21 protein-coding genes are annotated in these 24297 nt (G+C 53.0%); 16 read left to right on the top strand and 5 right to left on the bottom strand.

Annotation, left to right across the window (positions count from 1 at the left end; translation table 11 throughout):
* Positions 1-29: 29 nt before the first annotated feature.
* The gene (locus tag D0B88_RS03305) at positions 30-2540 is read right to left on the bottom strand and encodes a phosphomannomutase/phosphoglucomutase (RefSeq protein ID WP_007639316.1); all 2511 of its coding nucleotides are present in this window, start codon (positions 2538-2540) and stop codon (positions 30-32) included.
* A gap of 29 nt (positions 2541-2569) precedes the next feature.
* On the bottom strand, positions 2570-3778 hold the full coding sequence (coaBC, locus tag D0B88_RS03300; protein WP_151055015.1) for a bifunctional phosphopantothenoylcysteine decarboxylase/phosphopantothenate--cysteine ligase CoaBC: 1209 nt from the start codon (positions 3776-3778) through the stop codon (positions 2570-2572).
* A gap of 250 nt (positions 3779-4028) precedes the next feature.
* Here coaBC and radC point away from each other — a divergent pair, with 250 nt between their 5' ends.
* The 6 genes from radC (at position 4029) to D0B88_RS03270 (ending at position 8512) form a co-directional block, all read left to right on the top strand.
* The gene (radC, locus tag D0B88_RS03295) at positions 4029-4703 is read left to right on the top strand and encodes a DNA repair protein RadC (RefSeq protein WP_151055013.1); all 675 of its coding nucleotides are present in this window, start codon (positions 4029-4031) and stop codon (positions 4701-4703) included.
* Positions 4704-5009: 306 nt separating this feature from the next.
* A complete protein-coding gene (rpmB, locus tag D0B88_RS03290; RefSeq protein WP_007639320.1) occupies positions 5010-5246 on the top strand; it encodes a 50S ribosomal protein L28 in 237 nt (78 codons plus the stop codon).
* Positions 5247-5261: 15 nt separating this feature from the next.
* Complete coding sequence (gene rpmG / locus D0B88_RS03285) at positions 5262-5417, top strand: 50S ribosomal protein L33 (protein WP_007639321.1); 156 nt, start codon at positions 5262-5264, stop codon at positions 5415-5417.
* Between the two features lie 236 nt (positions 5418-5653).
* Positions 5654-7060, top strand: coding sequence for an HDOD domain-containing protein (locus tag D0B88_RS03280; RefSeq protein ID WP_151055010.1), 1407 nt, complete (start codon positions 5654-5656; stop codon positions 7058-7060).
* A gap of 45 nt (positions 7061-7105) precedes the next feature.
* Positions 7106-7918, top strand: a complete 813-nt coding sequence (gene mutM, locus D0B88_RS03275) for a bifunctional DNA-formamidopyrimidine glycosylase/DNA-(apurinic or apyrimidinic site) lyase (RefSeq protein ID WP_151055008.1) — start codon at positions 7106-7108, stop codon at positions 7916-7918.
* An 81-nt stretch (positions 7919-7999) separates the two neighbouring features.
* Positions 8000-8512, top strand: a complete 513-nt coding sequence (locus D0B88_RS03270) for a hypothetical protein (RefSeq protein ID WP_007639325.1) — start codon at positions 8000-8002, stop codon at positions 8510-8512.
* A gap of 7 nt (positions 8513-8519) precedes the next feature.
* Here D0B88_RS03270 and coaD read toward each other — a convergent pair whose 3' ends face one another.
* Positions 8520-8999 carry a pantetheine-phosphate adenylyltransferase gene (gene coaD, locus D0B88_RS03265; RefSeq protein WP_007639327.1) on the bottom strand — a complete coding sequence of 160 codons (480 nt, stop codon included), beginning with the start codon at positions 8997-8999 and terminating at the stop codon, positions 8520-8522.
* Between the two features lie 198 nt (positions 9000-9197).
* On the opposite strand from coaD, the gene D0B88_RS03260 reads away from it, so the two are divergent.
* Complete coding sequence (locus D0B88_RS03260; protein ID WP_151055005.1) at positions 9198-11426, top strand: carbohydrate-binding protein; 2229 nt, start codon at positions 9198-9200, stop codon at positions 11424-11426.
* Between the two features lie 14 nt (positions 11427-11440).
* Here the strand turns inward: D0B88_RS03260 and rsmD are convergent, their stop codons facing one another.
* Positions 11441-12166 (bottom strand): 16S rRNA (guanine(966)-N(2))-methyltransferase RsmD, encoded by a 726-nt coding sequence (gene rsmD / locus D0B88_RS03255; RefSeq protein WP_225318515.1) that lies wholly within the window; start codon positions 12164-12166, stop codon positions 11441-11443.
* Positions 12167-12192: 26 nt separating this feature from the next.
* On the opposite strand from rsmD, the gene ftsY reads away from it, so the two are divergent.
* From ftsY to D0B88_RS03210, 9 genes are all read left to right on the top strand, one after another.
* Entirely contained in the window at positions 12193-13317 is a 1125-nt protein-coding gene (ftsY, locus tag D0B88_RS03250) for a signal recognition particle-docking protein FtsY (RefSeq protein ID WP_151055002.1), read from the top strand.
* A gap of 23 nt (positions 13318-13340) precedes the next feature.
* Positions 13341-14009 carry a cell division ATP-binding protein FtsE gene (ftsE, locus tag D0B88_RS03245; protein ID WP_007639335.1) on the top strand — a complete coding sequence of 223 codons (669 nt, stop codon included), beginning with the start codon at positions 13341-13343 and terminating at the stop codon, positions 14007-14009.
* Positions 14006-15076 carry a permease-like cell division protein FtsX gene (gene ftsX, locus D0B88_RS03240; protein ID WP_151054999.1) on the top strand — a complete coding sequence of 357 codons (1071 nt, stop codon included), beginning with the start codon at positions 14006-14008 and terminating at the stop codon, positions 15074-15076. The genes ftsE and ftsX overlap by 4 nt, the downstream gene beginning before the upstream one ends.
* Positions 15077-15195: 119 nt before the next feature.
* Positions 15196-16056: an RNA polymerase sigma factor RpoH gene (rpoH, locus tag D0B88_RS03235; protein WP_007639339.1), complete on the top strand. Its 861-nt coding sequence runs from the start codon at positions 15196-15198 to the stop codon at positions 16054-16056.
* 92 nt (positions 16057-16148) lie between these two features.
* The gene (locus tag D0B88_RS03230; protein WP_151054997.1) at positions 16149-16532 is read left to right on the top strand and encodes a DUF423 domain-containing protein; all 384 of its coding nucleotides are present in this window, start codon (positions 16149-16151) and stop codon (positions 16530-16532) included.
* A 39-nt stretch (positions 16533-16571) separates the two neighbouring features.
* Positions 16572-17318, top strand: coding sequence for a tRNA (guanosine(46)-N7)-methyltransferase TrmB (gene trmB / locus D0B88_RS03225; RefSeq protein WP_225318514.1), 747 nt, complete (start codon positions 16572-16574; stop codon positions 17316-17318).
* Between the two features lie 194 nt (positions 17319-17512).
* On the top strand, positions 17513-18556 hold the full coding sequence (locus D0B88_RS03220; protein WP_225318513.1) for an OmpA family protein: 1044 nt from the start codon (positions 17513-17515) through the stop codon (positions 18554-18556).
* Positions 18557-19206: 650 nt separating this feature from the next.
* Positions 19207-22443, top strand: a complete 3237-nt coding sequence (locus D0B88_RS03215) for a TonB-dependent receptor (RefSeq protein WP_151054994.1) — start codon at positions 19207-19209, stop codon at positions 22441-22443.
* A gap of 140 nt (positions 22444-22583) precedes the next feature.
* Positions 22584-23375, top strand: a complete 792-nt coding sequence (locus D0B88_RS03210; RefSeq protein WP_151054991.1) for a rhamnogalacturonan acetylesterase — start codon at positions 22584-22586, stop codon at positions 23373-23375.
* Here D0B88_RS03210 and D0B88_RS03205 read toward each other — a convergent pair.
* Positions 23372-24235, bottom strand: a complete 864-nt coding sequence (locus tag D0B88_RS03205; RefSeq protein WP_151054988.1) for an SDR family oxidoreductase — start codon at positions 24233-24235, stop codon at positions 23372-23374. The genes D0B88_RS03210 and D0B88_RS03205 overlap by 4 nt on opposite strands.
* Positions 24236-24297 lie beyond the last annotated feature (62 nt).

Raw genomic sequence — 24297 nt, 5'->3', positions numbered from 1 at the left:
ATGAAAAGTGTTTGATAACCGCTAATAATTCAAAAATCGATGTGCAGATTGGCATCAACTTTAATTAATTCGCGTTTGAAAATCTGTTGTATTTTTTCCAGTGCTTCGGGTGATTCCGCTTCAAAGCGCAGGGTGAGTGCGGGTGAGGTATTTGACGCGCGCACCAAGCCCCAACCCTTGGTGTAATCCACGCGTAAACCATCGATAGTGGTGAGTGCACCATTGGCAAAATCGCCGGTTTCGGCGAGTTTTTTAATCAAGCCAAATTTGTCCTGATCACTGATGTTGATCTTGATTTCCGGTGTTGCATGCAACTGCGGGAAACCGGCAAAAATGTCATCGATGTTTTGATCGCGCAGGGTAATAATTTCCAACAGACGGGCCATGGCGTAGATACCGTCGTCGAAGCCGTACCAGCGATCCTTGATAAAAATATGGCCGGAATATTCGCCGCCGATAAGCGCTTGCGTCTCTTCCATTTTCGCTTTCATCGGTGAGTGACCCGTTTTCCACATGATCGGCCGGCCGCCATAACTGCTGATTACCTGGTTCAACTGGCGTGAGCATTTTACGTCGAACAGCACATCGGCGCCGGGGTTGCGCGCGAGAATATCTTTGGCAAATAACATCAATAAACGGTCGGGCCAAATAATATCGCCCTTGGGAGTGACCACCACCAAGCGGTCGCCATCACCGTCGAAAGCGACACCAATATCGGCTTTGACCTCTTTGACTTTGGCGATCAGTGCTTGCAAGTTTTCTTCGATGGTTGGGTCGGGATTGTGATTGGGGAATTCGCCATCCAGATCGCAAAAAAGCGATGTGACATCACAGCCCAATTCTTCAAATAATTGCGGTGCAACCAAACCGGGCACCGCATTGCCGGCGTCCACCACTATGCTGATATTTCCCGCCAGCGCCACGTCGGAAAAAATGCGTTCGATATAGTCGGGGATAATTGCGCGCGGAGTCTCCTCACCCAAGCCTTGATGGAAGCGCTGCGCAATAATACGCGAGCGCAATTCCACTACCGCGTCATCGGCCAGCGCGCGATTGTTGATCACCACTTTAAAACCGTTGTATTCCTTGGGGTTGTGGCTGGCGGTCACCATCACACCGCTGTGGGTATCGTCAAAATGAAAGGTGGCGAAGTACATGAGCGGCGTCGGGACCACGCCCACATTAATTACATTACAGCCGGTGCGCAAAATACCTTTAATCAACGCCTGGGTGAGCGCTTCGCTGTGAGTGCGACCGTCGCGTGCGACCACAATGCTGTGTTCACCCTGATCGATTGCTTCGCTTCCCACTGCCTGGCCGATTAGCTGTGCCAGCTGCGGCGTAATTTGGCTGTTTACCAAACCGCGAATGTCATAAGAGCGGAAGATCTCCAGAGGCACATCACTTTCGGTGAGGCTGCTGCGTTTGGCACTGCTGGCTTTTTTGCCCGAGTTTTCGCTCAGCCCGAGGATATCCTCATCTTCATCGATAACCGCAATATCCAGAATGTCCTGGGTTTGGAACAGTGGATTGATAAGGTTTTCTTCGTCCACAGAATCTTTACTGGCTTTCACTGTGTCTTGCAGGCTAGGTGTTGGGCTATCTGTATCTTTAAATGTGGCGCGGGTAATCACTTTGCTGAGGAACCAGCAGAGCGCCAAACTGGCGGCGGCGATCAGGCTGACAACCAGCAGCCAGAGTGTTGGCATTTCTTCGGCGGTGTTTTTAAGTTGTTCAGAAGGGGTAAATTGCACCACAAGGTGGCTTTGGTCGATATTGGCGCTCGCTTTGGCTCCCGCGTTGCCGCTGCCGGATTTGCGAATGGTCTGCACCGGGCTGCCGCTGAACTGTTGTAACAATATTGTCTCGCCCACACTTTGGTTCCCACCGGCTGACAGTTCCACCAGTTGGCTGGCATCAGTGGTGATGAGGAGCGTACCCAAGGGGGCGGACTCAGGGTTGGCTGCCAGCGGTTTTACCCATTGCAGCATCCAGCGGTTATCCAGTTCGATCAATTCAGGCAGGGCGGGTTTGCGCTGCTCGGCACGCTGGATCAAGTCCAATTCCAGATAGCGCACCGGGAATTCAGCCTCTCGATCAAGGGCCGCTGTTCCCGTCGGGGTCAGGCGGATATGCAGGATCCCCGGGTTGTCGGCCGCCAGGCGCTGCGTTAATTGTTGGCGCGTTTCATCGCTATTGTCCGGGTTGCTGCTATCCAGCGCTGCCAGCCAGGCCGGGTTATTGGCCAGCAATTCAACCGCATTGGCCTGCTCGCGCAAATGGTTTTCAAGCGCACTTTTGCGCTCATTGACCGTTTCCTGGGTAAGCCGTTGCAGGTTTTCGTGATTTTTTACCACTACCAGCTGCTGGTGCAGGAAATAGGCAGCCAACAAATTAACCACTAGCGCAATTCCCAGCAGGGTGAGGAGGATTTTTTGCTGCACTGCCGCTTTGCGTTTGGCTTGCTCCAGTGCACGTTGGGCGCTGCGTGATAGGGGCGCCGTACCTGTTGCTTTTATAGTGATATCCCGTGGTTTCACGTAGTTACCTTTTGCTAATTCAGTCGTCGTTATTGTGTGGGTGCTGTCACTTTGCGTGCGATCAGTGCAATCAATTCCCGTGCCAGCTGCTGTTTGCTGCGCTGGCTCAGTTCGTGGTTTGAGTGTTCATCAATCACCGTCACCGCATTGTCATCACTATTAAAGCCGATGCGGCTGTCGCTGATATTGTTGGCAATCACCAGATCCAGCTTTTTGTGCACCAGCTTCGCCCGGCCATAGTCCAGTAGGTTTTCACTCTCGGCGGCAAAACCGACGGTAAAAGGGCGCTTGGGCAGCGCGGCAACGCTGGCGACTATGTCGGGATTTTTGACCAGGGTCAGTGTGATGCTTTCATCAGCACCTTTTTTAAGCTTTTGGGGCGCAACCTGCGCGGGGCGATAATCGGCCACGGCGGCAGCGGCGATAAACACATCGCAGCTGTCGGCAGCGGCCATGCTGGCGTCGAACATTTGCTGCGCGCTGGTGACATCAATGCGCTGCACCCGCGGCGGTGTTTTCAGCTGGGTCGGGCCGCTAATCAGAATCGTCTTGGCGCCCGCTTCTGCAGCAGCCTCGGCTAGGGCATAACCCATCTTGCCGGAGCTGTGATTGCTCAGGTAGCGCACTGGGTCAATCGCTTCGCGGGTGGGGCCAGCGGTAATCACAAGCGTTTTGCCCGCGAGGCTACCGGTCGCAAACAGACTGGCAGCGGCATCGACCAACTGTAAAGGTTCCAGCATCCGCCCGGGACCGATATCACCACAGGCCTGACCGCCGTCGGCGGGGCCAAAAATATGAATTTTGCGCTCGATTAGTAAATCCAGATTGGTTTGTGTCGCCTGATTGCGCCACATCCCCTGGTTCATCGCCGGCGCCAGCGCAATAGGGGCGGCGGTCGCGAGGCAAATGCTGGTGAGCAAATCATTACCCATGCCTTGGGTCAGGCGTGCCATAAAATCGGCGCTGGCGGGGGCGATCAATACCAAATCCGCCCAGCGCGCCAGCTGAATATGGCCCATGCCCGCTTCCGCCTCAGGGTCGAGCAATTGGGTATGCACCGGGTTCCCCGATAGCGCTTGCAGGGTCAGCGGCGTAATAAATTCCTGCGCCGCCGGCGTCATCACCACTTGCACGCTGGCACCCGCATCTTGCAGGCGACGCACCAGATCGGCACTTTTATAGGCCGCAATACCGCCGGTGACACCGAGTAGAATCTGTTTATTGGCAAGGGATGACATAGGTACCCACAAAGCTCTGGCGCTACACGCACGGGTGAATAAACAAGCAGCTAGTGCAAACCTTAGCTTGCATTGACGTAATTGGCCACTTACGGCGCTGACCGCGCAGGGCTTGACGAAAGCTGGTTAAGATACCATTCTTGCCAGCGTTTTCGTAACTGTCCGCTGGCTGTTGCGATACTAAAAAGGAATGATCTGACCTCACTACAAGGAATTGCGCTCTTTAACAGGGCGCATACAGGAGAACACCATGTCGATTGCCAATTGGCCCGCCGCCGAACGCCCGCGCGAAAAACTACTATCTCTTGGGCCCCGTGCCTTATCCGATGCTGAATTACTCGCCATATTCCTGCGTGTTGGCTGCGTGGGCAAATCTGCCGTAGACCTTGCGCGTGAGTTGTTGCAGCAGTACGGCGGTCTGCGCCCGCTATTGGAAGCCTCGCAAGCTGAATTCTGTCGCGGACTCGGGCTTGGCAACGCCAAGTATGCGCAGTTACAGGCGGTACTGGAAATGGGGCGGCGACATCTCTCGGCGGCGATGAAAACGGGCGACTTGCTCACCAGCCCCGATCTTGTGCGCAACTATTTAAGTGCCCAGCTGCGCCATCAACCGCGCGAAGTTTTTGCGGTTTTGTTTTTGGATAACCAAAATCGCCTGATCACCTACGAGGAATTATTTTTCGGCACTATCGATGGCGCCTCGGTTTACCCGCGCGAAGTCGTAAGGCGCGCATTGGCGCATAACTGTGCCGCGGTGATCCTCAGTCACAACCACCCTAGCGGAGTTGCAGAGCCTAGCCAAGCCGACTGTCGTATCACCCAGCGGTTGCAAGCAGCGCTGGACTTGATCGACGTGCGGGTGATTGATCATATGGTGGTGGGCGATGCGGAGGTAATTTCCTTTGCCGAGCGGGGATTGCTCTGAAATCGCTGCACGAATGTGGCGGGCGCCAGTTTTTTTGGCTAAAAAAGCAGCTTTTCATTGCTATCACAGGGCTGTTTTGGTATAAAACGCGGCTCTTTGCGGCAGGGTTGTGAAGGCGTATAAAAGAGCGCCACTTTCGCGCAAGTTTCCCCCTATGAAATTTGCTGCGCCGACCCCGTTTTCAAGCCGCGTTTAGGAAAGAATAGGCTGCTTACAACAATGCTCTAGGCTGGTTGTTAGTCTGTTTTACGGTTCTAGCACAGCGCTTCCAGCTTAGCGCGCTGATTTATTTAATGAGGCACTAAAATGTCCAAGGTATGTCAAGTTACTGGTAAACGTCCCATTACCGGCAACAATGTTTCCCACGCAAAAAACCACACCAAGCGTCGTTTTTTGCCAAACCTGCAATCTCACCGTTTTTGGGTAGAAGCTGAGAAGCGTTTCGTAACTCTGCGCCTGACTCCAAAAGGTATGCGTATCATCGACAAGCGTGGCATTGACGCTGTGTTGGCTGATGTTCGTGCCAACGGCCACAAAGTGTAATTAGGAGCTATTGTCATGCGCGAAAAAATTCGTCTGAACTCTTCTGCTGGTACTGGTCACTTCTACACCACTGACAAGAACAAGCGCACCATGCCGGAAAAGATGGAAATCAAAAAGTTTGACCCAGTAGTGCGTAAGCACGTGGTCTACAAAGAAGGCAAAATCAAGTAATTACTTGATCTGCTTTAAAAACCCGGCCCTGGTTAACCAGCGCCGGGTTTTTTATTGCCTGTGTACCTGCTCCAGCTTTCCCCCCGCCTTTTCCGACGCTACTTAGGCGCCAATTTGCGCCGCTGCATACACCCAAAAAAAGAAATTCGCGCCAAGGTCGGCGTAAATCCGGCGCTGAACTACACTCAAGACAGAATAAAAAAACCTATTTCAGTGACGAGTTCCCGGTGCCAACTATGATCAACCCCCAGGGTTTACAGGAGTGGATGGACACACTCGCGGAGCAGGAATTACCCACCTTGAATGCGGTGGTGCGGGAAATTTGCGAGCTGAGTGAAAACGAAAAGTGTCGCGCAGAGGATCTCACCAAAATCATCCTGCGCGATGCGGACTTAACCTCCAAAGTGTTAAAAATCGCCAATTCTGTGCATTATAATCCGGCATTTGCATCGATTAAGACGGTATCGCGCGCGATAGTGCACTTGGGTTTTGACAACCTGCGTAATATCACACTCGCTACTACCCTGATCGAGAACTTTTTGCAGGGCAAACCCAAAGCGCTCTTGATCCAAAGTCTCGCACGCTCCTTCCACGCCGCAGTGCAAGCCAAGGCGATGGTGCCGTTTTTGGATGGCGATAAAAAAGAACAGATATTTATCGCGGCGCTGTTGCGCAATATCAGCGAGTTGGCGCTTATATCGACTGGCTTGCCGGTGGTGGCGGAGTTTATCGAGGCGCGCGACCGCGAACCGCAGGCGGAGCACAGCCTTGCCCTGGAGTATTTGGGGGTGGATACCAGCCTGCTCTCCCGCCATTTGATCAAAGACTGGACCTTGGGCGATTTGCTGAGCGAGGCCTGCGAGAATCATGTGCATTCCAGCGCCGCCGCACGCGCCGTGAATCTGGGCAACCAGATTGCGACCTATATCCAGCGCGGGATTAAAAGCCCCGAAATGCATAAGCTCTGCCAGCAGACGGCCAGCCTCTGTAAGTTGCCACTGGAAGACGCCCAGCAGCAGATTCTATTGATGGCAGATGAGGCGTCGGTAATCGCCAAGATTTACGGCGTGGATATGCTCATCAGCGCCTTGCCTGACCCCGATGATATAGATGCCAAAGAGCAGCCCTCCAGCGATGTGGCTGATTACCTGTTCCAGCAGCGCTTGAACCAGATCCACAAAGCCATGATGGCCGGTGACAGCTTGCCCAAAGTGACTCAATTGTCGCTCGCGGCCCTGCATGAGGGCGCGGCTATAGCGCGGGTCGCCATTTTGTTTGTCGATCATAAAACCAAACAACTGGACGTGCGTTACGTGGCGGGCAAGGGAACGCACCTGTGGCGGCAGCAGGTCAAAATCAACTTGGAACAATTGCACAAAGGTGAATTACTGCATGAGTTTTTGCGCCAGCAGGAACCTTATTGGTATCAACCCAAGGTGGCGTTAAAAGACATGGGGGCGTTACAAGTGATGGGAGCTACTGGTGGTTTATTTCTGGCGCCCTTGCAGCTCAATAAACGGCTCCTGGCTATCGCTTATGCCGATGGTGAACGCAGTGGTTTGAATGCACGCCAATTTGAGGAATTCCAGCTGATCGCCAATCAATTAAACCTGATGATGCGTTTGAATGCGGCTACCCAGTGAGCGCCGCTGGCATAATAGCGGCGTCTACCGCTCACAGGATTACCTATGCCCGAGTTGCCCGAAGTTGAAACTACCTTGCGCGGTATTGCGCCCCACGTCGTCGGCCGTAAAACCACGGCATTGATTGTGCGCCAGCCGCGCCTGCGCTGGCCTATCCCCACCGACTTGCAGGAGCGGGTTGTCGGCCATTCACTGCGCGGTGCTTACCGGCGCGGCAAATATCTATTGCTGGATTTCGGTCACGGCCATGCGTTGATCCACTTGGGTATGTCCGGCAGCCTGCGTATTGTGCAAGCCGACGAGCCGCCGCTGTTTCACGATCATGTTGACCTGATCTTCGGTAAACAGGCGCTGCGTTATTGCGATCCGCGCCGTTTCGGTTGCTGGTTATGGGTGGAGGGCGACCCCAAAACTCACAAGCTATTGGCCGATTTAGGGCCGGAGCCGCTTACCGATACATTCACTGCAGATTATTTATACGAGCGCAGCCGCAAGCGCAGCCAGGCGGTGAAACAGTTCATCATGGACAGCAAAATCGTGGTGGGGGTGGGGAACATCTACGCCAATGAATCGCTATTTATGGCGGGCATCAAACCGATTCGCAAAGCGAGCGCACTGACGCGTAAGGATTGTGAGCAACTGGTGCGCGATATTAAATTTGTACTGCAACGCTCCATTGATCAGGGCGGCACGACATTGCGCGATTTTGTCGGTGGTGATGGCAAACCGGGGTACTTCAAGCAGCAACTACTGGTCTACGGGCGCGGTAATCAGCCCTGTATGACCTGTAAAAAACCGCTCAAAGAGGTGCGCATGAATGATCGCACCACGGTGTATTGCGTGGCGTGCCAGAAATAGGCTGACGTTATCTGGTGTAATGGTGTGCCGTGGGTAGAGACGTAGAATCAGCGATATCGATCAATCATAAGGAGATAGGTTATGCCCCATTCAGATACAAAAGCGAGAACCCTGCGTAAGGCGCGGATGAAGAGTCAATTCGGGTTGGATAAACCCAGGCAGGCTGCTTTGCGCAACCCTCGCAATACGCGCAGTAAAGCCAAAGTATTGCGGGAGTTTGAGAGCGGGGAGTATTTCATTCAGCCTGCCGCTCCCTCTTATCTATTCAAAGGTACGCGTCCGGGATGGCAGAATGCGGACGATGTTTGGAATAAATGGGGCGGCCGAGGAAAAGTCGCCTGTGTGAAATGTGGCAAAGCGGCAGACAGTATTGATCACCGCAAAAATTGGACGAGCCACGTGCTCGATCAATGTGACTGGATAAGTGTCAGGGCTGCTAATGGCTATTGGGAAGGGCTGCGTAAAAGCGATGTGATTGAGGCATACAACGATTTTAGCAACCTACAGCCCATGTGTACTTCCTGCAACAGCACCAAAAATGGGCCTAAAAACATTGATCGCCTTAAGCCGGTATTCGTCCGTAATGGCGGATGAGAATTGATCAGCGACCAAATTTTTGCTTGAGTGCCGCTTCTACGGGAGCGGCGACAAACTTGCTGACATCACCGCCCAAAATGGCGATTTCCCGCACGATTGACGAAGATATATAAGAAAGGTGTTCCGCCGGGGTGAGAAAGATACTCTCCATGGTGGGCGCCAGTGCGCGGTTCATATTGGCCAGCTGAAACTCGTATTCAAAATCCGATACTGCACGCAACCCCCGCAATACCGCCTGCGCATTCTGCTGGCGTACAAACTCCACCAACAAAATATCAAACCCCACGACGGTCACATTGGTTAAGTGGCTGAGCGTTTGTTGCGCGAGTGCTACACGCTCGTCCAGACTGAACAGCGGGTTTTTACGATTGCTCGCTGCGACGGCGACTATCACTTTGTCGAACAGCCGACAGGCGCGCTCCACTAAATCGATGTGGCCGTTGGTGATGGGGTCAAAAGTGCCCGGATAGACCACTGTGCGCATAGGGATAGTTCCAGAGAAGACGCCGGCTGGCGGGGCCGGCATGGTACAAAATTCGTAATGAACTGACCAGCAAACTGTAAATCACCAATTTGTCTATAGGCGCTCCACAAACCTGGGTTAGCCTCTACTAGACTGAACAGAGGTTTCAGTTCTCGATGGACGAACTGAAGTATAGACAAGGGTTTTTGGAGGTGTGAGATGGCTGGCAACATCAAGGCGACGCGGTTAGGGGACATCCTGCGAGAGAAGGGACTACTGCGAGAGGATCAATTGCAACTGGCCATCGCGGAGCAAAAACGCCGTCGTGCCACGGTAGACCCCAGCGATAAACGCATGATGGATGCCACCTCTTTGGGTGAAATCCTGATTGAAATGGGCTACATCACGCGCCAACAATTGAAGCGCGGTCTGAATTGGCAGATGTACCTGCGCAAAATGACCCTGGTGATGAGCCTGGTGGCGCCGATAATGAGTGCCGCCGGTGGTGCGGTGGCACAGACCACGACGAATACCACCACGAGCAGCAGCTCAACGACCAGTTCGCTGGTGATTCAGGCGGAAAACTTTTCGGCCATGAAAGGGATCAAGGTTGAGGCCACCAAAGATACGGGCGGTGGCTCGAATATTGGTGCGATAGATCCGGGCGATTGGCTGGCTTATGAAAATACGGTTATCGAGATAGCGGTACCTACCACTTACAAAATCACTTATCGCCTATCCAGCCCGCAGGGTGGCAGTAGTTTCTATTTGTACGAGCTCGACACCGATACCGAATATGACAGGGTTACAGTTCCCAAAACCGGTAGTTGGCAAACTTGGGTTAGCGTGGAGCAGACAGTGACCTTGCCCGCGGGGCGTCACACTTTGGGTATTAAAGCCTTGAGCAAGGGTTTTAATATCAATTGGTTTAAATTGGACAAGATAGCGGAAGAGGCACCGGCCCCCACTTCCAGTTCGTCACAGCCGAGTAGTGTGGCCGTGTCGAGCTCCTCCCAGCCCAGCAGCGTAGCGGTATCCAGCTCATCGCAACCGAGTAGTGTGGCAGTGTCAAGTTCCTCCCAGCCCAGCAGTGTTGCGGTATCCAGCTCGTCACAACCGAGCAGTGTGGCCGTATCGAGTTCATCGCAGCCCAGCAGCGCTGCGGTATCCAGCACGGCAAGCAGCACGGGCACTGCGCCGACTACCTCGCTGCGTATCGAATCAGAAGCTTATACCGCGATGGGGGGTATTAAAGTTGAACCCACCACTGATGAAGGTGGCGGCTTCAATATCGGTGCGATAGATGCCAGTGATTGGCTGGCCTATGGCAACCATGAAATCCATGCGCCTACCGCCGGTAATTACAAGGTGAGCTATCGCGTTTCCAGCCTTTATGGGGGCGGAAGTTTCTACCTCTACAATCTGGATACGGGGCATCAATTTGCACCCGTGGCCGTGCCCAAAACGGGCGGCTTCCAGAAATGGATTACCATCGAACAGACCATTAACCTGCCAGCGGGCACTCATAAGTTGGGCATCACTGCCCTCGTCAAGGGTTTTAATCTCAATTGGATGCAAGTGGACTACAAAGGCATAGCTCTGCCAGTCACAATCCAGGCGGAAGATTTTGCTGCTATGTCCGGTATCAAAGTGGAGGCCACCACCGATGTGGGTGGTGGTTCAAACATTGGCGCTATCGACGCGGGCGATTGGTTGTCTTATGAAAATAAGGTGATCGATATTCCCGTTACCGGTAATTACAAAGTTACTTATCGCACCTCCAGCCTCTACGGCGGCGGCAGTCTTGCATTTCATGAGGCGGATGGCAGTAAACAGTATGATGTGGTTGCCGTGCCCAAAACCGGAAGTTTCCAAAAATGGGTGGATGTGGAGCGTATAGTCACACTCGAGGCTGGCCCTCATATTTTTGGCATGACCGCGCTTGCCAAGGGTTACAACATTAACTGGTTTAAAATTGAGGAGGCACCTGCCGGTTCGGTACCGAGTAATACGGAGCCAGTCTCCAGCTCGTCCAGTTCGTCCAGCTCCACTTCGTCGGTTGCCTCATCAACTTCCTCGCAAACCAGCAGCGCGCCGGTGGTATCCAGTTCATCCTCCAGTTCGGCAGCACCGATCACCAGTTCATCAAGTTCGTCAGCTGCAAGTTCACTGGGTTCAGAGGGCAGCGCGGTTGCAGGGCCGGTGTATCTGCGCTGGAATATCCCAAGCTTGCGTGAAGACGGAACCACACTCGACATCAGTGAGTTAGGTGGTTATGAGGTGCGATATCGCCGGCTGACTGATACCGAGTACACCTATGTGAGCGTCGAGAATGCCTACACCAATGAGCTGAATCTAGCTTGGTTGGAAGGGACTTATGTGTTTGAGGTGGCCGCGTTTGATAAAAATGGTCTCTACAGCCGTTTTATCAAAATCGCACCTAACTGAGTGATGGCCGTGATTTAGGTCGAGGTTTGCGTTTGGTCAGGGGCATCGCGATAGAACAACCGGTAGTGAACGCTGCCGGAGGTTTTATCTCGGTGCAAGCGCCAGCTGGCAGGGGGCAGGTACTGGTCATGCAGGCCGGACTCAATATAAATCGCCGCCCCTTCGCTTAATAATTGCTGCTGTTCTATCAGGTCGATCACGGCTTGCCACAGGTTTAATTGGAACGGCGGGTCGATAAACACTACATCAAACCGCGGTGTCTGGCGTTGTGCCGTTGCAGTACCTAAATACCCCAGTGCATCCATCTGCAATACTTTCCCACCCTCTGCCTTGAGTAACTCAAGGTTGGCGTTGAGCTGAGCAGCGGCGCGGCTATCGCGTTCAATCAGCAGGCTGCTCGCGGCACCACGCGACAGTGCCTCCAACCCCAAGGCACCGGAACCGGCAAACAAATCCAGGCAGTGAGCGCCTTGAATATCCGGCGCCAGCCAATTGAACAGGGTTTCGCGAATCCGGTCACCGGTGGGGCGCAGGCCATCCACATCAGGAAAACCGAGTTTTCGCCCGCGCCACAGGCCGCCAATAATGCGCAGTTGGTTGCTACCCTTGGGTGATTTTGTGAGCGATTTTGCGACGGGTTTGGACAAGGCTTTTTCTCTGCGGGCGGTGAAGAAGTGGTAGGATAGCGCCTTTGCTGGCTTTGCAGAATCCATATCTGCTGCTTTGCGCCACTCATCCATTTTTGCCAACACCCCAGATCACACTTATGTTTTTCAATCTCTTTAAAAAATCCGATAAGCCTGACGCTAAGGTTGATGCCAAGCCCGATGGCAGTTTCGATAACAATTCCGATAACAACCCGCTTATCGAATCGCCTGCTGTCGAGGTGGTCAGCGAGAGCGAACCCGCACCCGTTGTCGAGTCCCCGGTAGTAGTTAACCCACCGGAAGCCCCCGCGAAACTCGGCTTTTTTGCCCGTATCAAACAGGGTTTAAGCCGCACCAGCAGTCACTTTGCCGAGGGTTTGGGCAATCTGTTTCTCGGTCGCAAAACCATCGATGATGAGCTGTTTGAAGAGCTGGAAACCCAATTATTGGTTGCCGATGTGGGGATGGATGCAACCACAGAAATTATCGATAGCCTGACAGCCCGCGTCGCCCGTAAGCAGCTCAACGATGTGGATGCACTTTATCAAGCCCTGCGCGACCAGCTCACAGATTTGCTGCGCCCGGTGGAAAAACCGCTGGTGATCGACAGTAGCAGGCAACCTTATGTGATTCTGGTGGTGGGTGTGAATGGGGTGGGCAAAACGACCACCATCGGCAAACTTGCCAAGCGCCTGCAAAACGAGGGTAAAAAAGTCATGTTGGCGGCGGGGGATACTTTCCGCGCGGCGGCGGTCGAACAGCTGCAGGTTTGGGGTGAGCGCAACAATGTCCCGGTGATTGCCCAGCACACCGGTGCGGATTCGGCGTCGGTAATATTCGACGCCCTGCAAGCGGCCAAATCGCGGGGAATTGATGTGATCATCGCTGATACCGCCGGTCGCTTACACAACAAAAACCATTTGATGGATGAGTTGTCCAAGGTCAAGCGGGTGATGGCCAAGGTTGATGGCTCTGCGCCTCACGAGGTGTTATTGGTGCTGGATGCCGGCACTGGTCAGAACGCCGTCAACCAAACCGAAACTTTCCGCGACGCTGCCGGTGTAACCGGGTTGGTATTAACCAAGCTCGATGGCACCGCCAAAGGCGGAGTGATTTTTGCCCTGAGCAAGAAATTTGGCCTGCCGGTGCGTTTTATTGGTGTCGGCGAGGCGATTGATGATTTACAGCCGTTTGCGGCTGAGCCGTTTATCAAGGCGCTGTTTAACCAAACGGATGCCGCTTAACTATTTAGCAAACAGGGTTTGTTGTGATTCGATTTGAAACCGTAAGCAAGCGCTACGACACCGGCTACGAAGCCTTGGCACGCGTCGACTTTGAAGTGCAGGCGGGGGAAATGGTTTTCCTCACCGGCCACTCGGGGGCCGGCAAAAGCACGCTGATGAAAATGATCATGCTCATGGAGCAGCCATCGCTGGGGCAGGTATTTGTGGATGGTCATCATCTGGAAACCATGCCCAAAAGCCAGATCCCCTATTTTCGCCGCAATATCGGCGTAGTCTTCCAAAACCACCAACTGCTCTTTGATCGCACGGTGTTCGATAATGTTGCCCTGCCACTGCAGGTTGCCGGCTACCCTCATCAGGAAATCGGCAAACGTGTGCGCGCCGCGCTCGACAAGGTTGACTTGCTGGATAAAGAACGCAGCAACCCGGTGGTGCTCTCCGGTGGTGAACAACAGCGCGTGGGCATCGCCCGTGCCGTCGTCAATAAACCTACTTTATTACTGGCCGATGAACCCACCGGCAACCTAGACCCTGAGTTAGCCAATGAAATCATGACCTTGTTTCGTCAGTTCAACGAGGTGGGCACCACCGTGATGATCGCCACCCACGACGTGGAATTGTTAAAGCGGATGAACAAACGGGTGTTGGGCTTGGTGCAAGGTAAACTGGTACACGACGGGGTGCTCTGGTGAAATCGAATCGTCCCGCAAAACCCGAGCGCCGCAATCGTATGGGCGCGAGCACCACTAGCCGTGCTGATCGCCCGCGCCGCGAAGCGCCGCCGCGTGTAGAAACTGTGCGTCCGCAAGGTGCGGTGCAGAGCCAAATGTCCTGGCGCGACAAGTTTGACGCCTGGAGTGCCCATCACAGCAACTCGGCTATTGAAAGCTTGCTGCGCATGTTTGAAACGCCGCTGCAAAGTGCCATGACCTGGTTGGTGATTGCGATTGCTATCGCACTGCCCGCTGCGCTGTTTGTGGTTTTCAATAATCTGCAGCAAATTGGCCAAACCTGGCAGGATTCCAGTCAGGTATCGGTGTTTTTAAAGAAGGATGTCACTGCTACCCAAGCCCAGGATTTACGCGGCCGTGTGGCCCAGCGCCCGGATGTGTTACAGGCAAATTATATCTCGCCCGAACAGGCACTTGCAGAGTTCAAGCAGGGTTCCGGGTTGGGTGAACTTGCCAATCATTTGGATGAAAATCCACTGCCCGGGGTGATTTTGGTTACCCCGAAAATGGTCGAAAATACACCGGCGGCGCTGGCCGATCTGCAGCAGACCTTGATCGCCAACCCGCTGGTTGCGGATGTGCGACTGGATATGCTCTGGGTGAAGCGCTTGCATCAATTTATTGCCTTGGCCGAGCGTTTTGTCACCGCCTTGGCGGGGCTGCTGGCGCTGGGGGTGTTGTTGGTTATCGGTAATACCATTCGTATGGCGATTGAAAATCGCCGCGATGAAATTCTGGTCGTGAAACTGGTAGGTGGCACCGACGCCTATGTGCGCCGCCCGTTTCTCTATACCGGTCTTTGGTTTGGTGTCGGCGGGGGCATTGTCGCGGCCATTTTATTGGGCCTGGGTTTTTGGTGGTTAGCGGCGCCAGTTGCACAGTTGGCTGATCTGTATCAAAGCAGCTTTCGTTTACAAGGCTTAGGTTTTATAGAGAGCTTACAGTTAATCCTGTTTGCGGGAGTCACGGGGTTGATCGGCGCCTGGATCGCGGTGGCGCGCCACTTGTACCAGATCCAACCACGTTAAATCGGCGGGTAAATCTGGTGTCCCTAGCCGGTGCAACATTCGCGTAAAGTGAACTTTTTCGGTGCTAGCACAACTAAATAGCCGGTGGTACACTCGGACCACAGTTATTGGAGGTATACATGAGCGCAAGTACAAGTCTGCAACCTATTGGCATCCTTGCCCCTGGTGCAAACCTGAACGCCTATGTTCAAGCGGTCAGTGCTTTTTCTATCCTCACTGTGGAGGAGGAGCAAGAGCTGGCGCGCGATCTGCACCACAACGGCAATCTTGATGCCGCGCGTAAATTGGTAATGGCCCATCTGCGTTTTGTCGTGCACATTGCACGTTCATACAATGGTTATGGTTTGCCGTTGGGCGATTTGGTGCAAGAAGGCAATGTCGGTCTGATGAAAGCCGTTAAACGTTTCGATCCCGATAAGGGCGTGCGTTTGGTGTCTTTTGCTGTGCATTGGATCAAAGCCGAAATTCATGAATTTATCCTGAAAAACTGGCGCATCGTGAAAATCGCCACCACCAAAGCCCAACGCAAATTGTTCTTCAATCTGCGTGGCGCCAAGAAGCGTTTGGCGTGGTTGAGCAACGACGAAGCCCACGCCGTCGCGGCAGATCTGGGTGTTGATGTTAAGCAAGTACGCGAAATGGAAGGCCGCCTCGCTTCTTATGACGCAGGTTTTGATGCCGGTGAAGATGACGAAGACGATGGTTATGTGGCGCCAGCCCATTACCTCGAAGACAATCGCTACGACCCTGCTGTGCGTTTGGAGGAGTCCAATTGGGAGGAGTCCAATGTCAACAGTTTGGAAAAAGCGATTGAACAGTTGGATGATCGTAGCCGTGTGATTTTGCAGCGCCGCTGGTTAAATGAAGACAAGGCGACACTGCATGATCTGGCTGCCGAATACGGTGTTTCAGCCGAGCGTATCCGCCAGTTGGAAAAAAATGCCATGAACAAAGTCAAAACCATGATGTTGGAAGCCTGACCAAGAGCGATTATTGACTACTAAAAAGCCGCGCATTGCGCGGCTTTTTTATTGCTTTTTTGTTTTATAACAAGCCTTTTGCGGAGGAATGAATGGCGCGTTTATTGATTACAATCGCTGCAGTTAGCGGTTTTTTAGCGGTAATTATCGGCGCATTTGCGGCACATGGCTTGGCGCAAATACTTTCAACCAGCGCCTTGGCGACTGTAAAAACGGGGGTGCAATACCAGTTCTATCACACCTTTGCCTTGTTGTTTCTGGGGTTCTGGTTGTTACATAAACCGGCAACACCAGGGTTAAAAGCTGCTGGCCTAGCCTTTATACTGGGCATCCTGTTATTCAGTGGCAGCCTTTACGGATTGGCGCTGGGTGCACCGCGCTGGCTGGGGCCAGTGACTCCGCTTGGTGGTCTGTGCTTCCTGCTGGGCTGGCTGTTGCTACTGCTGGCGGCCTGGCAAACCAAACCGGATGCCTGATGGTGCGGCCTTTTTCTTGTCTAACGATTGATAACCTATATGTCTGATTTTCCTGAGTTAACTCCCGACCTTGAAGGCGGTGAGCAAGGGTTTCTTATCAAGCCTGAATTTAAACCCAAAGCGATTCGCAGTTTTGTGATTCGCGCAGGGCGTATTACTGTCGGGCAAAAAAATGCCTTTGATACCTATTGGCCTAGCTTTGGTTTGAGCTTGTTTAAGGGGCGAATTGACCCGGCAGTGGTGTTTGCCCGCAAGGCGCCACTGGTATTGGAAATCGGTTTTGGCATGGGCGATTCCCTGTTGGAGATGGCGCGCAACGAGCCGGAAAAAAACTTTATCGGTATTGAAGTACACCCGCCAGGTGTCGGGCGCTTGATTAACGTAGCCGGGCAGGAGGGGTTAACCAACCTGCGGGTGTACATGGCTGATGCCATGGATGTACTGGAAGATTGTATTCCCGACGGCAGCATAGATCGCCTGCAACTTTACTTTCCTGACCCTTGGCACAAAAAGAAACATCACAAACGGCGAATCCTGCAGTCAGCCTTTGTTCAGAAACTCCGCCCTAAACTCGTCGACGGCGGCATATTTCACATGGCCACTGACTGGCAAGCCTATGCGGAGCATATGCTGGAAGTGATGAATGGGGCGCCGGGATTTGCCACTGAATTTAAAGAAACCGGCTATGCACCACGACCGGAGTATCGGCCAATCACCAAGTTTGAAAAGCGCGGTGAGCGCCTGGGGCACGGTGTTTGGGATCTTTTGTTCAAGAAAACAGCATAAACTGGCGTTCAAAGTCGCTTAAATTGGCAGACAGCACTTTAATTTGTTAATGTAAGCGACTGAAAATAATCATGAAACGGATTTTAAGCCGGTGTAGTTGACTGATCGTTTTGATCATTTTTTATCAATCCGGGTATGTATAAAGTAACCAGCCCGATTGTTTTTTTGGAACTCGCTATTTTCAACGGAGAACTATGACTATGAAACACACACAAGTATTAGCTTTATCTGCAGTAATTGCCGCTTTATCAGCAGGCGCTAGCGCCGATAACCACAAATTCGAAGTACGTGCCGATGCTGGCCGTGTATTCTTTGACGAAGCTCTTGAAGATGCCAATACCTGGGGTCTGGGTTTTGGTTACGTGTTGAACGAAAACTGGACTTTGGAAGCCGTTGCCAGCAAGTGGGACAGTGAAACCCAAGCGGGCGCTGTTGACGTAGATGGCACTCAATACCGTTTGGATGCCCTGTACAACATCAACACTGAAAGCCTGTGGCGCCCTTATGTTGCCTTTGGTGTAGGTGACCAGGAGCGTGAATTCAACGCCGCTACTCCATCATCCGAGCGCGACACCCTGTTGAACCTCGGTGCCGGTGTTAAGCGTTCACTGGGCGGTAACTGGGAATTCCGCACCGATGTTCGCGCTTTCAATAGCTTGGACAATGAGTACACCGATCTAGCCCTGAATGCTGGTATTAGCTATCTGTTTGGCGGTTCACCTGCGCCAGTAAAAGCAGCGCCAGCACCAGCACCGGTTGTTGAAAAAGACAGCGATGGCGACGGTGTATTTGACTCCAAAGACCAGTGCCCTAACACCCCATCAACTCACAAGGTTGACGCTGTTGGTTGTTCTTTGAAGTTGACTGAAACTGTTGCCATTGAACTGAACATTACCTTCGATACTGCCAAGTCAGTTATCAAGCCTGATTTTGAAGGTGAAGTAGCTAAACTGGCTACCTTTATGGATCAGTATGCTGATACTCAAGTGACTGTTGAAGGCCACACTGATAGCCAGGGTTCTGATGCCTACAACCAAAAGCTTTCACAAAGCCGTGCTGATGCAGTGAAAGCAGCGCTGATTACCAAATACGGTATTGCTGCTGATCGCGTAAATGCAATTGGTTACGGTGAAGCCAAACCGGTTGCAGACAACATGACTGCTGATGGTCGCGAGCAAAACCGTCGCGTAGTTGGTCAAGTGTCTACTAAGGTAACCAAGACTGAAACTCGCAATTAATAGTTTCTTGCGTGTTAAAAAACCGGCCTGAGTGCCGGTTTTTTATTGCCTGCGATTTGGATGATTCCCGTGGATGTTACCCAAGGTGACGGGATTCAACCTTGATTGGGTGCTGTGTAATCGATTACGCATATTTTTTTATACATTTTATAACTGGCAGGGCAGGTAGCAAATCTGCCCCTCCAGTAAATTCCTTTGCGGCAACTAAGGAAAAAATCTGTTCTTTTATGTTGATATTGGCGCCAGTTTTGATCTGGTGCCCCATGTAACTTGATCAGTTTTGCCATCGCACAATATGTAATCGTTTTCACTTGTGCCGTAAGTAAAGAACATGGCTGGATAACCCGATAGATGACAAAAATTGCGTGCTAATCAAATTAGCTCCATTAAATTGATCGCTCGCCGCCTTGTTTCAAATTCCACTCAATATAAAAGCCCCATTTTTAGGATATGTTTCCTGTTTGGCGCCTTATTTTGCGACCAACCTCCAAGCTGTTGACTCTTTTTATCAAATGGTCTTTTATACTAAAACTTAGCTTTTTCGAGTTAGCATCATCCGGGAATAGTTTTAAGCATTATTCTCGGGGGTTGTGATTGATGAAGTTAATGATTGATACCAAAACCATAAAGATAATGAGGGAGATCACGCTGTGTTCAACAAAGACAAGGCCCCTGCGGCCACAACTCACACCTATCACCAAAAATTGCTGGCAGTTGCCATTGCCTGTGCAGCGAGTGCTCCGGCTGTTTTTGCGCAAGAGAACAATAAAGATTTGGAAGAAGTGGTAGTAACCGGTAGCTACCGCGCCAGTTTGGCGCAGGCACTGGATATCAAGCGCAATAGCACCACCCAGGTGGATGCGATTGTTGCCGAAGATATAGGTAAATTCCCCGATATGAACCTGGCAGAATCCATGCAGCGCATCGCCGGCGTCTCTATTGACCGCGATGGTGGCGAAGGGCGCCAGATTTCGATCCGCGGTTTGGGTTCGGATTTTACCCGGGTACGCATCAATGGCCTGGAGGCCTTGTCCACCGCCGGGCAGGGCTCCAACGGTCCCAACCGCAGTCGCGGCTTTGATTTCAATACCTTCGCCTCCGAACTCTTTAGTGAGGTGAAGGTGAATAAAACCCAATCAGCTCAAATCGATGAGGGTTCTTTGGGGTCTACCGTGGATTTACGCGGATCGCGCCCCTTTGATTTTGATGGCTTTCAGTTTTCAGCTAGCGCTCAGGGTGGTTACAACGAACTGAGTGAAAGCACCGACCCCCGTTTCTCTGGATTGATCAGCAATAAAACCGAGGATGGTCGCTTTGGTGCCTTAATGTCGCTGTCTTACAGCGAGCGGGAAATTTTGGAAGAGGGCTTCAACCCGGTGCGCTTTGACTGGGGCAATGGTTTTGGTACTGGCGGCAACGCCAATACTGGTCGCCCGGTAACGGGGATTGCCAATCCGAACAACATGTACGGTTTTTGCTCGCCAGTGGGCTATGACCCACAAACACCGCGCAACCCGATTAGCAATGAAACCGGCAGTGCAGCCAACCTCAATCGCAATAACGGCTACGGCACTTTTGGTATCGATGAGAACAACTGTGCCACAGGCCTGCCGCGCCCGGCCAATACGCCGGAAAATATCGCCGCCTATGAAACCGCAACGGAATCCTGGCACCCGCGCTACCCTGGCTGGCGCCGTCAGGAGCATGACTTGAGCCGCTTGGGTGTGACCGCGGCTTTCCAATTCCAGCCGAGTGATTCCACGCTGTTTAACCTGGATATCCTTTACTCCAATTACGAAAAAAACCAGCGCGAGGATACCCTGGGGGTCAACCTGCATCGCGCGGTAAATTTGGGGGGTAAAACCCAGATTGTCGTGCGTGAAGCAGAGAAGGATTCACTGAATCGCCTGACTTACGCGGTGATGGATAACGTGGATTTCCGCACCGAATCGGCGATGTTTGAAGAAACTACCGAGTTTGCGCAGTACAGCCTGAGCATGGAGCATGAGTTTAACGACCAGTTGCGTCTGGATGCGATTGTGGGTACTTCCGAGTCCAATTACGAGCGCCCGGTCAACTCGCTGATTACCCTCGACAATACCGACCTTGACGGTTTTGTATGGGATGCGCGCCAGAGTTTCAAAGAACCCACGATGGTATTCCCCTTTGACTTGACGGACAGCAACAACTGGGACTGGCTGGGTTACGGCGAAGTACCCGTAAACTCCAACGGTTCGGCGCGTGGTTCCAATATCAGCGAAGTGCGTCTGAACCCAATGTATGTGGATAACACCTTTGATACGGCTAAGGTCGATTTAAGTTACGACCTGAATGACGCGGTGAAATTTACCGCGGGTGTCAATTACAAGGATTACACCATGCGCTCGCAGGAGTTCCGCCATCTGAGTTATGGCCTCTTGCCCCAAGCCCTGCCCAGCGGGGTGACAGTTGCCGATATCAGTGAAGTATTGGATGGTTATGGCAAAGGGTTGGATGGTGCAGTGGACAGCTGGCTGGTACCCGACTTTGGTCAGGTCGCCGATCTGCTCGGCATCTACAACAATGAGGATAACGGGCAACCCGGCGGTAACTACACCCTGGCCAGCGTTGGTCACTTTGGTGCTTCGGGCAATAATTATGACGTGAACGAAGAAACCTACGGCGCCTATTTCCAAATCGATTTTACCGCCAATCTTTGGGATCGCGACCTGCGCGGCAACCTGGGCACACGCTACAGCAAAACTAATATTACCTCCTCCGGTTATGTGACCTGTCCCGGCGTGCGCGCGGTACCGGCCACAGACACTACACCTGCCATTCCGGCCATCCCGGCGGGCGACAATAATTGTGAGGGCAGTGAGGAGTTTTACGGTATCGCCAGTGCAACGGCGACCCCGGGTATGCGTTATTACTTACCGATTGAGGCGACCCATGACTACGACGATTGGCTGCCCTCCATCAACCTCGCCTGGGATCTGGCCGAGGATGTGGTATTGCGGTTTGGCGCGGCTAAAACCATGGCGCGCCCTAACCTCAACCACTTGTCGCCCACCATCAGCGGCAACCCCAGCACTTATAGCAATGACGATGCGCTCTACAGCATCAATGCGGGCAACCCCCAGGTAAACCCCTACCGCGCTGATACCTACGACTTGGGTGCGGAATGGTATTTCTCCGAGGGTGCATTGCTGTCGGCAGCGGTGTTTTACAAGGACATCAAGAGCTATATCCAGCGCGTGCGTCAGGTGCAAACCTGGGACCAGACCGGCTGGCCAGTGGAACTACTGCCGGAAGGGTTTGATGGCAATGAATCCTTCAGTGTTCAGAGCTACTACAACACCCCCGGCGGTCCGCTGCAGGGTTTTGAGTTGACTTATCAGCAGCCGTTCACCTTCCTGCCCGGCCTGTGGCAGAACTTTGGTTTCCAGGCAAACTACACCCAGGTGGAGTCGGAACTGGATTATGTGGAAAGCAGTTCTGTGAACAACACTACCCGTGAAGTGACCACGGTGTATAAGACCAATGATCTGGTGAATATGTCGCCCAAATCCTATAACGCCACCTTCTACTACGATGATGGCACCTTCAGCGCGCGTATCTCCACTTCCTATCGCGACCGCTACCTGACCGGCATTCTGGTGCCCGAGCTGGGTTTTGATTTGGATGGTAATGATGTCTACACCGCTGATGTGCAGGGTAAGCAAGCGACCACTAACTACGATTTTAATATGTCGTACAAGTTGAGCGACCAGCTGACCATGACCTTTGAAGCCATCAACCTGACCGATGAGTTTGATGACCGTTACGATAACTCCGAGCTAATGACCCCGCTCAGATACTCGCATACGGGCCGTCAGTACTACCTGGGTGCGCGCTACAAGTTCTAAGCCCGCTCAGGTGATTGTGTTTAGGTAATTGAAAGTACCACCTGCCGGTGTAAGCCGGCAGTTTCCCCGCTGTTGTCATGATGCCAATGACCCTTTCCGGAGCCCTGTGCTCCGGTTTTTTTAACAACCAGGAGTAGTCTGTGAAAATCTATGTTGTGTTGATGAGCCTGTGTTTAGTCTTGGGCGGTTGCAGTCAATTGCCCAAGACCAGTAGTAGCACTATTTATATCGCCTCGGATTCCACCGCCGCTGACCACACCTTGAATGAAGACTATCAAGCCAAACGCCACCCGGTCACCGGCTGGGGCCAGGCGTTGCAGGCGCAACTTGATGTGCTGCCAGTGGCGCAGCGCCAGCAGCTCTTTGGTGCAAAACAACTGCTTGTGGCGAATAAAGCGCGCGGTGGGCGCAGCACACGGACTTTTTTTGAAGAGGGGCGGTGGGATGAAATTTATCGCAACCTGCAGCCGGGTGATTGGGTATTGATACAGTTTGGCCACAACGATGCCGCCGTCGACAAAACCGAGCGCTACACCAACATCGCCGCCTATAAACAGTATTTGCGCTTGTTTGTGCAGCAGGCTCGGGAGCGACAAGCACGGCCGGTAGTGCTCACCCCGGTGAGCCGCAACTACCCTTGGATGGAGGGTAAATTGGGCAATGCGCACGGCGACTATCCCGCCGCCGCCCGGGACGTGGCGCAGGAGTTAGCGGTACCGCTGCTGGATTTGGGTTTGTTATCGGCTGAATTTTTTAGCGCCAAGGGCGAAGCCTACGTCAGCAGCCATTATTTTATGAACTTGCCCGCCGGCAAGTATCCGGCCTATCCCGACGGCCTCAAGGACAATACCCACTTCCAGCCCGAGGGCGCTGCCGTCACCGCCAAACTGGTAGTGGATGGATTGATTCCGTTCCTCCAACCCGCCCATTAGTGGCGATAGTCGGCGATTAACTCGCGATAGCCCAGCCTGAAATCCGGGTAGCGCAGTACGTAGCCAGTGCTGAGTAAGCGCTGGTTGCTAATACGTTTATTGCCGCGTTCGTTGACGGCATCGGCGGCCAAAAAGTCGCTAAGATCCAGTTGCTGCGCAATCCAACTCACCACCTCCCGCATGGGGGTGGGGCTGGAATCCGTGGCCAGATAAACTGGCTCCAGCGCTTGAACTTTGGCCAATTCGATCAGGTGGGCGAGCACCCCGGCGCAATCCTCAACGTGGATGCGATTGGTGTAATGAGGGCTGGCGGAGGCGCGGTGGTTGATCACCTGCTCAATCAAGCGATTCCTGCCGGGACCGTAAATGCCGCTAAAACGCAGGATACTGCTGTTATATCCGCTATTAAGCAGGGTTTGCTCCGCTTCCAGTAATCGTTGACCGCTAAAGCCCTCGGGCTGGGTGGGCGATGTTTCATCCACCCAGCTGCCATCGTTTTGGCCGTAAACCGCCGTGCTGGACACAAAGAGGATCAGGCGCGGTGTGTGTGTCTGTTGTTTTAGCCCTACAACCAACTGCTGGCAGCTCTGCACATAGGCTTGTTGATAGCCCGCATCGCTGCGCTCGGCGGGCGTCATGCTGATCACAATCACGTCAAAACCCTCAGCCAGGATCGGCGCCAGTTGCCCGGCCTGGGTGACATCACACTGGCGATAGCGGAGGTAGGGCAGGTCGCTGCAAGCGCGGCGGCGCAGGCCGGTTATGTCATAGCCGCGCGGCGCCAGTTGCTGTGCGAGGCGCTGGCCTATATCGCCGCAGCCGATAATTAATAACTTTTCACTCAACACAGGTTCATTCATAGGTTCGGTTTCATTTGGGTGATAGTGTGATGGTGCGATGGTGTGAAGTTGCGTTAATTAGT

The sequence above is a fragment of the Cellvibrio sp. KY-YJ-3 genome (assembly GCF_008806955.1).
In the GTDB taxonomy this organism is placed as follows: Bacteria; Pseudomonadota; Gammaproteobacteria; order Pseudomonadales; family Cellvibrionaceae; genus Cellvibrio.
This window is presented reverse-complemented; position numbering and strand designations above follow the sequence as displayed.